Source organism: Halolactibacillus alkaliphilus, assembly GCF_900115465.1.
Taxonomy (GTDB): Bacteria; Bacillota; Bacilli; order Bacillales; family Amphibacillaceae; genus Halolactibacillus; species Halolactibacillus alkaliphilus.
The window spans coordinates 22,174-36,459 of the sequence record NZ_FOWN01000029.1 but is presented as its reverse complement, the minus strand read 5'-3'; the positions used below and the strand labels follow the sequence as shown (position 1 = coordinate 36,459).

The 14,286-nt window shown below is 39.6% G+C and carries 18 protein-coding genes and 1 pseudogene; all 19 read left to right on the top strand.

What is annotated here, in order from left to right; genetic code table 11:
• Nucleotides 1-239, top strand: a 239-nt coding sequence (locus tag BM163_RS10920) for a zinc ribbon domain-containing protein (RefSeq protein WP_143088224.1), incomplete at its 5' end; no start/stop codon positions are given.
• Between the two features lie 208 nt (nt 240-447).
• Nucleotides 448-748 (top strand): annotated as a pseudogene (locus BM163_RS10915) (transposase); the annotation flags it as partial.
• Nucleotides 749-985: 237 nt separating this feature from the next.
• A complete protein-coding gene (locus BM163_RS10910) occupies nt 986-1,498 on the top strand; it encodes a manganese efflux pump (RefSeq protein ID WP_089803064.1) in 513 nt (170 codons plus the stop codon).
• Between the two features lie 98 nt (nt 1,499-1,596).
• Nucleotides 1,597-2,058 carry a low molecular weight protein arginine phosphatase gene (locus BM163_RS10905; protein WP_089803062.1) on the top strand — a complete coding sequence of 154 codons (462 nt, stop codon included), beginning with the start codon at nt 1,597-1,599 and terminating at the stop codon, nt 2,056-2,058.
• Nucleotides 2,059-2,181: 123 nt separating this feature from the next.
• A complete protein-coding gene (gene rpiB / locus BM163_RS10900; protein ID WP_089803060.1) occupies nt 2,182-2,622 on the top strand; it encodes a ribose 5-phosphate isomerase B in 441 nt (146 codons plus the stop codon).
• Complete coding sequence (locus BM163_RS10895) at nt 2,622-3,176, top strand: TIGR01440 family protein (protein ID WP_089803058.1); 555 nt, start codon at nt 2,622-2,624, stop codon at nt 3,174-3,176. The genes rpiB and BM163_RS10895 overlap by 1 nt, the downstream gene beginning before the upstream one ends.
• Before the next feature lie 58 nt (nt 3,177-3,234).
• A complete protein-coding gene (gene glyA, locus BM163_RS10890; RefSeq protein ID WP_089803057.1) occupies nt 3,235-4,470 on the top strand; it encodes a serine hydroxymethyltransferase in 1,236 nt (411 codons plus the stop codon).
• A 159-nt stretch (nt 4,471-4,629) separates the two neighbouring features.
• On the top strand, nt 4,630-5,259 hold the full coding sequence (upp, locus tag BM163_RS10885; RefSeq protein WP_089803055.1) for a uracil phosphoribosyltransferase: 630 nt from the start codon (nt 4,630-4,632) through the stop codon (nt 5,257-5,259).
• 205 nt (nt 5,260-5,464) lie between these two features.
• Entirely contained in the window at nt 5,465-6,613 is a 1,149-nt protein-coding gene (gene wecB, locus BM163_RS10880) for a non-hydrolyzing UDP-N-acetylglucosamine 2-epimerase (protein ID WP_089803053.1), read from the top strand.
• A gap of 362 nt (nt 6,614-6,975) precedes the next feature.
• Nucleotides 6,976-7,335 carry an ATP synthase subunit I gene (locus BM163_RS10875; RefSeq protein ID WP_143088222.1) on the top strand — a complete coding sequence of 120 codons (360 nt, stop codon included), beginning with the start codon at nt 6,976-6,978 and terminating at the stop codon, nt 7,333-7,335.
• Between the two features lie 17 nt (nt 7,336-7,352).
• Nucleotides 7,353-8,066 (top strand): F0F1 ATP synthase subunit A, encoded by a 714-nt coding sequence (atpB, locus tag BM163_RS10870; RefSeq protein ID WP_089803049.1) that lies wholly within the window; start codon nt 7,353-7,355, stop codon nt 8,064-8,066.
• 165 nt (nt 8,067-8,231) lie between these two features.
• Nucleotides 8,232-8,438 carry a F0F1 ATP synthase subunit C gene (gene atpE, locus BM163_RS10865; RefSeq protein WP_089803047.1) on the top strand — a complete coding sequence of 69 codons (207 nt, stop codon included), beginning with the start codon at nt 8,232-8,234 and terminating at the stop codon, nt 8,436-8,438.
• 48 nt (nt 8,439-8,486) lie between these two features.
• Nucleotides 8,487-9,014: a F0F1 ATP synthase subunit B gene (gene atpF / locus BM163_RS10860; RefSeq protein WP_089803045.1), complete on the top strand. Its 528-nt coding sequence runs from the start codon at nt 8,487-8,489 to the stop codon at nt 9,012-9,014.
• On the top strand, nt 9,011-9,556 hold the full coding sequence (gene atpH / locus BM163_RS10855) for an ATP synthase F1 subunit delta (RefSeq protein ID WP_089803043.1): 546 nt from the start codon (nt 9,011-9,013) through the stop codon (nt 9,554-9,556). The genes atpF and atpH overlap by 4 nt, the downstream gene beginning before the upstream one ends.
• Nucleotides 9,557-9,571: 15 nt before the next feature.
• Nucleotides 9,572-11,080, top strand: a complete 1,509-nt coding sequence (gene atpA, locus BM163_RS10850; RefSeq protein WP_089803041.1) for a F0F1 ATP synthase subunit alpha — start codon at nt 9,572-9,574, stop codon at nt 11,078-11,080.
• Nucleotides 11,081-11,092: 12 nt separating this feature from the next.
• Nucleotides 11,093-11,971: an ATP synthase F1 subunit gamma gene (gene atpG / locus BM163_RS10845; RefSeq protein WP_089803039.1), complete on the top strand. Its 879-nt coding sequence runs from the start codon at nt 11,093-11,095 to the stop codon at nt 11,969-11,971.
• A gap of 30 nt (nt 11,972-12,001) precedes the next feature.
• Complete coding sequence (gene atpD / locus BM163_RS10840) at nt 12,002-13,408, top strand: F0F1 ATP synthase subunit beta (RefSeq protein ID WP_089803037.1); 1,407 nt, start codon at nt 12,002-12,004, stop codon at nt 13,406-13,408.
• Between the two features lie 12 nt (nt 13,409-13,420).
• Nucleotides 13,421-13,828, top strand: a complete 408-nt coding sequence (locus BM163_RS10835; RefSeq protein ID WP_089803035.1) for a F0F1 ATP synthase subunit epsilon — start codon at nt 13,421-13,423, stop codon at nt 13,826-13,828.
• Nucleotides 13,829-13,967: 139 nt separating this feature from the next.
• Nucleotides 13,968-14,201 carry a DUF1146 family protein gene (locus BM163_RS10830; protein ID WP_089803034.1) on the top strand — a complete coding sequence of 78 codons (234 nt, stop codon included), beginning with the start codon at nt 13,968-13,970 and terminating at the stop codon, nt 14,199-14,201.
• Nucleotides 14,202-14,286: the final 85 nt, after the last annotated feature.

Here is a 14,286-nt window from a genome sequence, read left to right as displayed (position 1 = left end):
ATGGGTGGGGAATGTTTACTTCTTTCTTAGCGTACAAACTAAAAGAACAAGGAAAACAGCTTGTCAAAATAGACAAATGGTTCCCCTCTACAAAAACTTGCTCTAACTGTGGTTTTGTAAAAGAAATCAAATTATCAGAGCGCACTTATCGATGTGATTGTGGATTAAACCTTGATAGAGATTATAATTCAGCACTCAATATCAAAAAAGAAGGTATTCACTTATTAGCAAGTGCCTAATGAAAATATAAACTCTTGGAACAAGAGGGTTAGCTTGGTCAATTTCGTCAGCTATCAAAAGTGGCGATTACCCAAGAAGCCCCCACTTCAAGCAACCCGTACGGGTGGTAAGTGGTGGGAGTAGTTCACTTAGATGATGTGACATCGTCTCGTTAAGGAAATGCTTTTTGTGTTGATTCCAGCACAGAAGAAATGTAGGATGTAATACTGTCCTTTAAATGCCGAAGGCATTTGTCAAAAAGTGTACAAGGTTAAAATAACAACAGATCTTCGGAAATATTCAGCTCCGGCTCGTGGTTCACAGGCATGGAAAACGATTGCTAAACGTCGTAGTTCTGTCGAAAGAGTAAACGGCTATCTTATAGGAGTTTTTCCAGCTTAATAATGTTCGTTACCGTACAGGAAAACGTGCAAAAGCTCACTTTGATTTAGTGACGCTTATTTATAATGGACCAAAACTAGCGGCAGATCGTTTAGGCTCATTCCTAAAGCAATATCAAATAGCATAAAAATTTTTTAAGACAAATATTAAAATTCTGGTCGTGTTTGATTTTTTAAAAAGAGTAATTATGAAATTGATTCATTTAAATAAACTTAGTCACGACAATAGCTTCTTTAGAAATAAGGTAAATATTGTGACAGTGATAATATGCCTCTTTATTCGGTTGGCAAAGGATTTTCAATGTCGTGTCCCAAATTTATGACGCATAGACTAAATCATTCAGGGTAGAGGAGTGGTTTCGTTTATGGGTTTTTTATTTGATAGTTTACTTTCTGTTGCCGTCTCCATCGATTGCCTCACCGTTTCTATTACAATGTCTAACGTATCGGTGAAAAGAAAACGGTTATTTGTTGTTTTAGTTAGTGGCTGTCATTTTTTGTTTCCGTATATTGGGAATGTTTTAATGGTTACTCACTTTGATTTACTCACGAACGTCATTGACGTCGTGAGTGGTTCTATTTTTTTTAGTCTAGGTTTATTTAATTTGTTTAATAGCTTCAGTGATCAATCAAAAGAAGTTATAAATCAGTCGGTTATACTGATAGCACTTTTAGTGAGTTTAGATAGTTTGTTTATTGGTTTGGCAGTATATGATAATACGTTTGGTCTATCGCTGTTGTTTAGTTTGATGAGTCTTCTATTTTGTTTGATGGGATTTTTTATAGGAGGGGAAATAGAAAAAGTTATTGGGCCATTTTTTCACGTTGTTCGAGGTCTTATCTTTATTGGCTTTGGCACAGTCATCCTATTCTCATGAACGCAGTGACTAATGAGCGCGCGTGTTTCTTCGCGCTAAAGGATGGAGTTGTGGTAAAATAGCATAAAAAAGCTACTCGATGAAAGGATGTCGATAAGGTGAATGTCTTGTTTATTTGTACGGGCAACACATGCCGATCACCCATGGCTGAAGCTATCATGCGTGATTATTTAAAGAAAACGAATCAAACAGATAAAGTAAATGTAAAGTCCGCCGGACTTTATACGACAAACGGCATAAAAATATCTTCAGGGGCGCGCTTTGCCTTATTGGCACATGCGATTGACTTTGAAGGAGAGTCCACGCAAATAACCGAAGAGTTATTAAATTGGTCAGATATTATCTTGACGATGACAGAAAGTCATAAGGACGCACTTTTAGCATTAAATCCCGAACGAAGAACAAAGGTGCATGCGCTAAAGTCACTTGTTTATTCATCTGAATCTGAAAAAACAGGAGATATATCCGATCCCTATGGTCAAAGTGAAACCGTCTATCTAAATACGTTTGAAGAAATACGCGCAGCGATTCACTTATTCCTCGAACAAAATAATCTATAAACCGAACAAAAAAAGAAATTTACAAAAAAACGTACGTAATACTTCACATTTACTCAAAATCAGTTACAATATGAATTAAGCAATTTAAAATACGTGTAATCAATCGATGGGAGTGTTTAATCAATGAAAGTAGTTTTAGCATCAGATCATGGTGGGGTAGATTTAGCAAAAGAAATTGAAGCGTTTTTAGGTGAGCTAGGGATAGAAGTGGATAATATCGGGTCAGACTCAAAAGAGTCTTGTGATTATTCAGATTATGGTATACCTGCAGCTGAAAAAGTAGCGGCAGGTGAATACGATCGAGGGATTGTTATTTGCGGCACAGGTATTGGCATGTCCATTGCAGCAAACAAAGTAAAAGGCATTCGTTGCGCGTTAGTACACGATGTTTATACAGCACGTGTTACGCGTGAACATAATGATTCAAACGTTTTAGCTATGGGTGCGCGCGTTATCGGTGTGGACTTAGCGAAAGAAATCGTTAAAACATGGATATCAGGAGAGTTTGAAGGCGGTCGTCATGAACGTCGTATCAATAAACTCCGTGATTATGAGATGAAGTAATGACACATACAGTTGACAAAGCCGCATTAAAAGAAACGATGGATAAGTTTGTCAGCGAGTGGGTCGCACTGAATGTACTTAAGCCGAACGATATCTTTGTTGTAGGCACTTCTACGAGTGAAGTGCTTGGCGAGAGGATTGGCACGGTTGGGAGTATGGACGTGGCAGAAATTATATTTACAAGTTTAAACGCCTTAGTCGATCAAACAGGGGTAAGACTCGCCTTTCAATGTTGTGAACATTTAAACCGGGCATTGGTTGTTGAAAAGACAACACTCATAGCAGAAGGTAAAAGACCGGTAACGGTCGTACCTCATCGCTATGCCGGTGGGTCAATGGCCACGTACAGTTATCATCATTTTGATGAGGCAGTCATTGTAGAGACAATTGAGGCGAATGCCGGTATCGATATCGGTGAGACAATGATAGGAATGCATCTTTTGCCTGTCGCTGTGCCGCTCAGATTTAAAACGAAATATTTAGGTGAAGCAAGACTTGCAGGTGCCTATAGTCGACCGAAACTGATTGGTGGGGAACGAGCTATTTATCAATAAGTAGACAAGCTGTCTTTCTTATAAAAAAATCAAACAATACTCAGGGGGAACGATGTGGATGAAACATGTACAAGCAAATGATGTAGAGTTATTCGAAGCAATTGAGTTAGAGCGTGGCCGTCAAAATGACAAGATTGAGCTAATCGCCTCAGAAAACTTTGTCACAGAAACTGTCATGGAAGCGCAAGGGTCTGTCTTAACAAATAAGTATGCTGAAGGTTACCCAGAAAAGCGTTACTATGGTGGCTGTGAATTTGTTGATATTGCAGAAAACTTGGCGAGAGATCGTGCAAAAGAAATCTTTGGTGCAGAACATGTCAACGTACAACCTCACTCAGGGGCACAAGCGAATATGGCTGTCTATCATGCCTTCTTAGAACCTGGTGATACGGTTTTAGGTATGAATCTTTCACACGGGGGACACTTAACACATGGTAGTCCAGTCAATTTTAGTGGGAAGCTATACAACTTCGAAGAGTACGGTGTAGATAAAGAAACAGAAACACTTGATTACGATGTTGTCCGTGAAAAAGCGTTAGCCGTTAAACCAAAATTAATTGTGGCAGGTGCGAGTGCTTACCCACGTGAGATTGATTTTAGTAAATTCCGTGAGATTGCGGATGAGGTTGGTGCTTACTTGATGGTCGACATGGCGCACATTGCTGGGCTTGTTGCGGCGGGTGAACATCCAGATCCGGTTCCTTTTAGTGATTTTGTGACAACAACGACGCATAAAACATTACGTGGTCCACGTGGTGGTATGATTCTTACAAAAGAAAAGTATGCGAAACAAATTGATAAAGCGGTCTTCCCTGGGATTCAAGGTGGTCCTTTAATGCATGTGATTGCAGCTAAAGCAGCGGCATTTAAAGAAGCACTTGACCCATCATTTAAAGACTATGCGAAACAAATTAAGGCCAATGCGAAAGCCTTTGCCGAGTCATTGACAGCTGAAGGTGTGCGTCTTGTCTCTGGTGGCACTGATAACCACTTACTCTTACTCGATGTGAAGAGTTTAGGTTTGACGGGTAAAGTAGCTGAGGAAGTATTAGATGATATCGGTATTACGACAAATAAAAATACGATTCCATTTGATACGGAATCACCATTTGTCACAAGTGGTGTTCGCGTTGGTACGGCAGCTGTAACAACACGGGGCTTTAAAGAAGACGAATTAAAAGAAGTCGGTCAAATTATTGCACTTGTTTTAAAAGATGTTGAAAATGAAGCAGCTAAAGAAGAAGCGCGTCAACGTGTGAAAGCTTTAACTGATCGATTCCCGTTATATAAATAATTTCTAGGCACGCCTCTTATGAGGCGTGTTTCTTTGATTTTTAAAAAGCTCGTGCGTTCGACAAATGGCAGGAAATTTCAACTTTTACTTGAAAGCCATAAACATTACATGTAAACTCTTAATAGCTATGCACAAAATACAAAAAAGGGAGCGGATAAGATGGGTAATGTATATGTATTAGATCATCCACTAATTCAACACAAATTGACGTATATCAGAAAAACAGAAACAGGTACGAAAGAGTTTCGTGAACTTGTTGATGAAGTTGCTGGACTTATGGCGTATGAAATCACACGTGATTTACCACTTGAGCCAGTTGAGATTGACACACCCGTAACAAAAACAACATCACACGTTATTTCTGGTAAAAAGATTGGGATTGTACCTATTTTGCGCGCAGGTTTAGGTATGGTGGAAGGTGTGCTCCGTCACGTCCCAACAGCAAAAGTAGGCCACGTAGGTCTTTATCGTGACCCTGAAACATTGAAACCACATGAATATTACTTTAAAATGCCAACAGATATTAATGAACGTGAATTAATTGTAGTAGACCCAATGCTTGCAACTGGCGGTAGTGCGAATGATGCCATTAGCTCATTAAAAAAACGTGGCGCAACGAATATTAAATTGATGTGCTTAATTGCTGCACCTGAAGGTGTCGAAGCGGTAAAAGAATTGCACCCAGATGTTGATATTTACCTTGCGGCACTTGATGAAAAACTAAACGAAAAAGGTTACATCGTTCCTGGTCTAGGAGATGCAGGTGACCGTCTCTACGGTACGAAGTAATTCGCCAAAATTGAGTTGAAGAGTGAATTAAAGCGTAAATAAGTGAAGACTAATATAATGGGAATGCTTCTATCATTAATAGAGGCATTCCTTTTTATGTAGGGTCCTTTCTTTAATACATAGGAAAAGGAATCAAATTATGTTAAAGTAGTCAGTGAATGAGAAAGTGATTAATCTTAAAATAGCTATGATGGAGAGTGTTCAAATGAAAAAAAGAATCAAAGTCATGCCTGTCTTTGGGACACGGCCTGAAGCAATTAAAATGGCGCCTTTAGTGTTGGCATTACAAAAGCGATCAGATGAATTTGAGACAATCGTCACAGTAACTGCCCAGCATAGAGAGATGTTAGACCAAGTGCTTGATATTTTCGGTATTACACCAACGTATGACTTAAATATTATGAAAGAAAACCAAACGTTAGCAGAAGTAACAACACGTGCTTTAATAGGACTTGATGAGGTAATCAAAGAAGCTAAACCCGATATTGTTTTAGCACATGGAGATACAACAACAACATTTTCAGCTTCTCTTGCAGCTTATTATAATCAAGTGGCTGTTGGGCATGTGGAAGCAGGGTTACGGACATGGAATAAGTACTCACCATACCCTGAAGAAATGAATCGACAATTGACAGGTGTTATGGCAGATCTGCATTTTTCTCCAACGTCAGAATCTAAAACTAATTTATTAGAAGAGAATAAGCAGGAAGAACATATTTATGTGACGGGTAATACAGCGATTGATGCGCTCAAAACAACAGTTACAGATGACTATTCACATCCATTACTTAATGATATCAAAGGCAAGCGTCTCGTATTAATGACGGCGCACCGTCGAGAAAACTTGGGTGAGAATATGGGACAAATGTTTAGAGCGATTAAACGTTTAGCAGATACACACGAAGATATTCATGTCATCTATCCTGTACATTTGAATCCGAAAGTCCAAGAGAAAGCAAAAGATATTTTAGGTGAACATGAGCGGATAGATTTAATCGCGCCACTTGACGTGGTTGATTTTCATAACTTTGCGGCACGCGCAACATTAATCCTTACGGATTCTGGTGGTGTACAAGAAGAAGCGCCATCCCTTGGTGTGCCTGTGTTAGTGTTACGTGATACAACGGAGCGACCAGAAGGGATTAAAAGCGGGACGCTTAAGTTAGCTGGAACAGATGAAGAGACGATTTATCGTGAAGCACATCTTCTTTTAAGTGACGAAACAGCTTATGAGCAGATGGCGAAGGCATCAAACCCATATGGCGATGGTAAAGCGAGTGAACGTATTTGTGACGCGATTCGGTCATACTTTGATCCACACTATAAACAACCAGCACCCTTTACAGTCAACTAATCCAGAGGGGCATAAAAAATAAACATCCATAGCTATTTACTTAGCGCTAGGGATGTTTATTTTTATTGTTGTTTTCTCGTTTGTTTTTTGGATAAGTTTGTGAATGTTTAAGAATTTAGTAAAGAAAATAACATGTTTTTTCACAAAGGTTAATGTACATTAAACACACGAAATTACTGAGGTTTAATGTCTTTAAACATTTAAATTGCTTTATATCAACAAAATTATAATGTAAACGCTTTAATAACAAAGAATTAGAGTAATAGGGATGCATTTTTTAAAATCGGTGATATAATGTGAATAGTTGGCTTTAAATGATCAAATGAGAGGCAAGGTGAATCTGTGTGGAGACCTATTACGTCATGACAAAAAAACATCACCAAATTTTTTTCGTCATACTTCTCTTCATACTAACGGGGACACTGTTATCCAAAGGGCAGCCCATCTTATTTGGTTTACTACTCGGTGGAGTCGTAAGTTACGTAAACTTATGCTTACTACAATTGAATGTGACACGTCTAGGACGTGTAGCAATAAACGGAAAAGGTTTTGCGATGGCTGGGACAATTTTAAGAATTGGCGCAGCTTTACTTGTCGTTATTTTAGTCGAACGTTATCTTCCGTACATTCCAATCGTTGCAGTGATTATAGGTTTAATGTTTAAGTACGTCGTTGTTCTTATCGCCGGTTTTTGGTCATTAATGTTAACTGATAATCTATAGAGAAGGGGGAAAAACAGATGGATCATGGTGCACCAATAGTTGAAAATATCTTTGGGATTCCGTGGCTTAGTGTGAACTTATCAACGGTATTAATGATGGTTGTCTCTTGTGCCATTACGTTTTTCATTGCGTTCTTTCTGACACGTAATTTAAAAATGAAACCGACAGGAAAACAAAACTTTATTGAATTTGTCGTTGATTTCGTTAAAGGGATTATTAATGATTCCATGGACTGGCGGACAGGAAAAAAGTTTTTGCCGCTCGCACTTACATTAATCACGTTTATTTTTATTAGTAACATCTTAGGGATTATTGTGATGGGGATCTTTAATGGAGATGTGTGGTGGAAATCACCCACAGCTGATGCAGGCGTCACTTTAACACTTGCGGCCTTTATTATTATCCTGACAAATTATTACGGTGTTAAAATGCGTAGCGCAAAAAAATATGCTAAAGGGTTTATTAGCCCGGTATCCTTTATGTTACCGTTTAAGATTATTGAAGAATTCACTAACACGATGACGCTTGGTTTCCGTTTATACGGTAACATTTTTGCAGGGGAAGTTTTATTATCACTTCTTGCAAGTATGGCTTCGGTGACGTTAGTTGGCGCGATTCTTCCAATGATTATATGGCAAGGATTTAGTTTATTTGTTGGGGCTATTCAAGCTTTTATTTTTACCACATTATCCATGGTGTATATGTCGCACAAAGTAATGGATGATCATTAAGCACGAGAATAAATGAACGGATTTTTTGGACTTGGACGTTCACCGTTCGATCATCGTCGGTTCGTACGAACCGATCAAGAGATATTAAATAAAAGCAAGGTCATGCATTTATTTAAGCAAAGAAAAACCAAATACAAATTTAATCATTCCTAGGAGGAAACACACATGAACGCTATCGCTGCTGCAATTGCTGTAGGACTTGCTGCAATAGGTGCAAGTTTCGCTAACAGTATTATCGTTAAAAGTACAATAGAAGGTATTTCTCGTCAACCAGAATTACGTGGGCCACTCCAAACAATTATGTTAATCGGTATCGCACTTGTTGAGGCGATTCCTATCTTAGCCGTTGTTGTTGCCTTTATGATTCTTTAATAAATAATACCTCAACAAAGGTGACGGAAAGAAAGGAGTGCATGGGACATGCTGACAACGAACATATTTACCCTTGGGGCAACTGTTGGCGGTTTTCAACCGTTAGATACAATTGTTGTATTAGTAAGTTTTTCGATTCTCATGGTCTTACTGAAGAAGTTTGCATGGGGACCACTCATTAAAGTGATGGAGGAACGAGAAAACTTCGTTGCGACAGAAATTGAAACGGCTCAAGAAAAAAATCGCCAAGCACAAATGGCGGTAAAAGAAGCCGATGAAAAATTAGCAGAGGCACGTCAAGAAGCTAAACGCCTCGTTGTAGAAGCCAAACAAACCGCAACGAAATTAGAAGATAGTATTATTCAAGAAGCAAAAGACCGTGCGCGACAAATGCGGATGGATGCTGAGGATGAAATTGAACAAGAAAAACGCGAATCTTTCCAAGAGATGCAGGAAACCGTCGCAGAAATTGCGTTCCAAATTGCGATGGACATTATTCAAAAAGAGATGAGCCAGGAAGATCAAAAACGTTTAATTAAAGAACGCCTTGATACTTTAGGAGACGATCTTCTATGAAAAATTCACGTAATGCAAGACGCTATGCTGAAGCATTATATGATGTGGCGAGAGAACATGGACATGAAGAACAGATTGAACGTGAACTTCTTGCGATCAGGCAAGTTTTTAGTGCGCCATCAGAATTAGTTGATTTTTTACAAGATCCGAAACAGTGGATGAATCGGTCACGGATTATTAAATCAACACTCATGACCTTTTCAAGTGAACTCGTTAAATTGTTACTGATTATGGTCGAAGACCATGCTGAACAAGATGTGCCAGGAATGGTTGACCATTACACGTATCTGATTAATGAAGCACGGTGTATCGGTGTTGGTAAGGTATACTCTGTTGCCATGTTAACACCGCGCCAGTTAGAGGATATTGAAGCACATTTTGCTGAGCGTTTCGGTTATAAGCGTTTAGCCTTACAAAATCAAATTGATGAGCGCATTATTGGTGGTTTTAAGGTCGTTATCAATAACCGCGTCTATGATGCGTCATTAAAAGCAAAATTAGAAGATGTTAGACGGAAATTTGTTCCGTTGTATAAACGATGATAGGGGTGACAAGAGATGGAAATCAGAGCGGAAGAAATCAGTGCCCTGATCAAAAAACAAATCCAATACTATCAGAAAGATACTGAAATAAAGGATATTGGAACCGTTATTGAAACAGGTGACGGGATTGCGCAAATATATGGACTAAATAACGTGCTCTCTGGAGAGCTTGTGGAATTTGAAAATGGCACCATGGGCCTTGTTCAGAGTCTAGAAGAAGACCGCGTTGGCGTTGTTATTCTTGGTTCGCATCTATCGATTCGTGAAGGGGACGAAGTGTCTCGTACGGGGAGAATCATGGAAGTGCCAGTAGGTAAGTCGCTTGTTGGTCGTGTTGTGAACCCGTTAGGTCAACCAATCGATGGTAAAGGGCCTATTAAAACGAGAAAATCTCGCCCAATTGAACATGAAGCACCTGGCGTTATGGCACGTAAATCAATTCACGAACCACTTCAAACCGGCTTAAAGGCAATTGATGCCCTTGTGCCGATTGGTCGTGGACAACGCGAGTTAATTATTGGCGATCGTCAAACAGGTAAGACAACCGTCGCAGTTGATACGATTCTTAATCAAAAGGATCAAAATATGTACTGTATTTATGTTGCGATTGGTCAAAAAGACTCGACTGTGCGTGCAACAGTGGAAACGTTCCGTCGTCACGGAGCATTGGAATATACGATTGTTGTAAATGCGGGGGCAAGTGCACCAGCGCCACTTCAATACTTAGCACCGTATACAGGTGTTGCGATGGGCGAGGAGTTTATGTATAACGGTGAGCATGCCTTGGTTGTGTATGATGATTTATCAAAACAAGCTGCGGCTTATCGAGAACTCTCATTACTTTTAAAACGACCGCCAGGCCGTGAAGCTTTCCCGGGAGATGTATTTTATTTGCACTCACGTCTATTAGAACGTGCCGCAAAATTAAATGATGATCTTGGTGGTGGGTCAATGACGGCACTACCATTTGTTGAAACACAAGCAGGTGATATTTCAGCTTACATCCCAACAAACGTTATCTCTATTACAGATGGACAGATATTTTTACAATCTGATTTATTCTTTAGTGGGGTAAGACCAGCGATTAACCCTGGTCTATCTGTATCACGTGTTGGTGGATCAGCTCAAACGAAAGCAATGAAAAAAGTAGCAGGAACTTTGCGTTTAGATTTGGCAAGTTACCGTGAATTAGAGTCATTTGCTCAGTTTGGTTCAGACTTAGATAAAGCAACGTTACAAAAGCTGAATCGAGGAAAACGAACAATTGAAGTGCTAAAGCAAGGTTTACACACACCTGTATCGATGGAAAAGCAGGTAATGATTATTTATGCATTGATTAAAGGGTATTTAGATGAGATTCCTCTTGAGGATATTCGTCGTTTTGAAACGGAATTTTATGAGTATCTAGACGCGGGCTATCCACAAGTGTTAAGGGACATTAGAGAGACAGGCGAATTAACGAACGAACCGGATATGAAAGAGGCTATTTCGTCATTCCAAAAACAATTTAGCCGTTCATATTAAGGAGGGTGCATAATGGTTTTGTCATCACGAGAAATTCAAAAGAAAATTGAATCAACGAAAAAGACGAAGCAAATTACCAATGCCATGCATATGGTGGCTGCCTCTAAATTAGGGAAATCGGAGATTTCTAACAGTTCGTTCATTCCTTATGCTGAGAAGATTGAAGAAATGGTGCGGCATATTGTCTTAAGTTATGGTGATCATAATCACCCGATCTTAATTCCGCGTCGCGTGAAAAAAGTAGCGTATCTCGTTATGACTTCTGATAGAGGTCTTGCTGGACCATTTAATGCACATGTCCTAAGAAAAGTAGAGAATTTAATCAATGAACGTCACCGTCATAAAAATGAGTACACGATTATTGCGATAGGACGAATTGGGAAAGAGTATTTTAAAAATCGTGATATGCCACTATTACGTTCGGTAACAGGTTTACCAGATCGACCATATTTTAGTGATTTGGAAGACTTAACATATGATACGGTGCAATTTTTTGTTGATGGAGAATTTGATCAACTTGAACTCGTCTACAACTATTTCTATTCAGCTATTAGTCAAGAAGTCGTCGTTAAAAAAATCTTGCCTCTGATTACAGAAGAAGCTGTGGAAGAATTACGTCATGAAATGCACAGCCCGTTCTTATTTGAGCCAAGCGAAGAACAAATATTAAAGACGCTCTTACCGCAATATGCGGAGAGTCTAATATACGGTGCTTTTTTAGAAAGTAAAGCAAGCGAAAATGCCTCGCGAATGAATGCGATGCGTAATGCAACAGATAACGCCGACAAAATGATTTCAGATTTACGCCTGCAGTATAACCGGGCACGTCAATCTCAAATTACTCAAGAGTTAGCGGAAATTGTGGGTGGCGCAAATGCCCAACAAGGTTAACGTATTGCCGGTTGAGGGAGGAAATTATCGATGAATAATGGACAAGTCGTACAAGTAATTGGACCGGTCATCGATGTCAAATTCGAAGACGGAGAATTACCCAAAACAAATGATGCGTTAATCGTCACAGCGCATCAAAACGACCAAGATGTAAAAGTCACACTTGAAGTGGCGCTGCATTTAGGTGACCATAAAGTAAGAACGATTGCGATGAATGCAACAGAAGGTATTCGAAGAGGAGATAAAGTGATCAATACCGGCCAACCGATCTCGGTGCCGGTAGGTGAAGAAACACTCGGACGTATTTTTAATGTGCTAGGTGAAGTAATTGATGGTGGCGACGACGTAAGTAAAGACGTGAAACGTGACGCCATCCACCGCCCATCACCTGACTTTAGAAAACTCTCCACTGAAACAGAAATTTTAGAAACAGGGATTAAAGTGGTTGACTTACTTGCCCCGTATATTAAAGGTGGGAAAATCGGTCTCTTTGGAGGTGCCGGTGTAGGTAAAACGGTATTAATCCAAGAGCTTATTCACAATATTGCTCAAGAACATGGTGGGATTTCTGTTTTTGCCGGTGTTGGTGAACGGACACGTGAGGGAAACGATTTATACTTTGAGATGAAAGCTTCAGGCGTTATTGCTAAAACTGCAATGGTCTTTGGTCAGATGAACGAACCGCCAGGGGCACGTATGCGTGTAGCCCTTACGGGCTTAACAATGGCAGAGTACTTCCGAGATATTAAGCGTCAAGATGTGTTGCTCTTTATTGACAATATTTTCCGTTTCACTCAAGCGGGATCAGAAGTATCAGCACTACTTGGACGGATGCCATCAGCTGTTGGTTACCAACCGACACTTGCCACCGAGATGGGGCGCTTGCAAGAGCGCATCACTTCAACCACACAAGGATCTGTTACGTCAATTCAGGCAATTTATGTGCCTGCCGATGACTATACTGACCCAGCACCAGCAACGACGTTTACACACTTAGATGCGACGACGAGTCTTGACCGTAAACTATCAGAACAAGGGATCTATCCAGCGGTAGACCCGCTTAGTTCAAGTTCACGTGCTCTAGATGTCGAGGTGGTCGGTAAAGAGCATTATGACACAGCGCGAGCTGTACAACAAACGCTCCAGCGTTACCGTGAACTGCAAGACATTATTGCTATTCTCGGAATGGATGAGTTAAGTGACCAAGATAAACAAATTGTTCAACGCGCCCGTAGAGTACAATTCTTCTTATCACAAAACTTCCACGTGGCTGAACAATTTACTGGACAACCGGGTTCATATGTGCCGGTAAGTGAGACGATTCGTGGATTTAAAGAAATTCTTGAAGGTAAATACGATGATTTACCAGAAGAAGCCTTTCGACTTGTTGGTACGATTGATGAAGCAGTTGAAAAAGCTATGCGTCTGTCAGAGTAGGGGGCCGTTTATATGGACAAACAACAATTGGCAGTTGAAGTAGTGACACCCGATGGTCAAATCGTTAATGATATGTTTGATATGGTTGTCGTCCAAGCGGAACAAGGTGAGATTGGGATATTACCTAATCACACACCAATGATTTCACCAGTAGTTATAAGTACGGCACGGCTAAAAAAAGATAACGAATCAATGAAAGTAGCTATTGGTGGCGGTTTTATTGAAGTGGATGATAATCATGTGACGATTCTTGTTCAATCAGCGGAAACACCAAAGAAAATAGATGTAGAAAGAGCACGTAAAGCAAAAGAACGTGCCTTACGCCGCATTAAACAGCGCCGAGATAACGTTGATTTTAGACGAGCGGAGTTAGCGTTAAAACGTGCGATTAACCGTCTTGATTTAGTTGGTGAAGAATAAATTACGATCAAGAACGTTGGCCACAATAAATACAAAAGACTTTAACATAAGGCGTCACTTGTGTTAAAGTCTTTTTAAGTAGAAAACCTGCATGTAAAGGTCATTATTTCCTGGGAAATTGTCGAAAGTAGGTGAAAATATGTTTGTTGATTTGGGTGTTCAAGCCGCAATTAATATTACTTCACACGTTGTTTTTATTATTATTACGTGGCGAGCTTTACAATCCTTGAGGTTAGATGTGCTATTTAAGAAGCATAAAGAGAAAGAAATACAATTATTTATGATCATTTTAACTATTGTGATAGCGAGCGTCTTAAGTCATTTCTTCATAGATTTATTGACCTGGTCGAGACAGCTGCTTTATTTATTATAAAAAAACAAATAGCCATTCAGATGTGTGAAAAGTCGCGTTTGCTGATTAAAACCACCACCTTTTAGTTATACTGCTAAATAACTAA

Coding starts and splice junctions, on each gene's coding strand:
- BM163_RS10910 (WP_089803064.1), top strand. CDS start 986: ATGGGTTTTTTATTTGATAGTTTACTTTCTGTTGCCGTCTCCATCGAT.
- rpiB (WP_089803060.1), top strand. CDS start 2,182: ATGAAAGTAGTTTTAGCATCAGATCATGGTGGGGTAGATTTAGCAAAA.
- BM163_RS10895 (WP_089803058.1), top strand. CDS start 2,622: ATGACACATACAGTTGACAAAGCCGCATTAAAAGAAACGATGGATAAG.
- glyA (WP_089803057.1), top strand. CDS start 3,235: ATGAAACATGTACAAGCAAATGATGTAGAGTTATTCGAAGCAATTGAG.
- upp (WP_089803055.1), top strand. CDS start 4,630: ATGGGTAATGTATATGTATTAGATCATCCACTAATTCAACACAAATTG.
- wecB (WP_089803053.1), top strand. CDS start 5,465: ATGAAAAAAAGAATCAAAGTCATGCCTGTCTTTGGGACACGGCCTGAA.
- BM163_RS10875 (WP_143088222.1), top strand. CDS start 6,976: ATGACAAAAAAACATCACCAAATTTTTTTCGTCATACTTCTCTTCATA.
- atpB (WP_089803049.1), top strand. CDS start 7,353: ATGGATCATGGTGCACCAATAGTTGAAAATATCTTTGGGATTCCGTGG.
- atpE (WP_089803047.1), top strand. CDS start 8,232: ATGAACGCTATCGCTGCTGCAATTGCTGTAGGACTTGCTGCAATAGGT.
- atpF (WP_089803045.1), top strand. CDS start 8,487: ATGCTGACAACGAACATATTTACCCTTGGGGCAACTGTTGGCGGTTTT.
- atpH (WP_089803043.1), top strand. CDS start 9,011: ATGAAAAATTCACGTAATGCAAGACGCTATGCTGAAGCATTATATGAT.
- atpA (WP_089803041.1), top strand. CDS start 9,572: ATGGAAATCAGAGCGGAAGAAATCAGTGCCCTGATCAAAAAACAAATC.
- atpG (WP_089803039.1), top strand. CDS start 11,093: ATGGTTTTGTCATCACGAGAAATTCAAAAGAAAATTGAATCAACGAAA.
- atpD (WP_089803037.1), top strand. CDS start 12,002: ATGAATAATGGACAAGTCGTACAAGTAATTGGACCGGTCATCGATGTC.
- BM163_RS10835 (WP_089803035.1), top strand. CDS start 13,421: ATGGACAAACAACAATTGGCAGTTGAAGTAGTGACACCCGATGGTCAA.
- BM163_RS10830 (WP_089803034.1), top strand. CDS start 13,968: ATGTTTGTTGATTTGGGTGTTCAAGCCGCAATTAATATTACTTCACAC.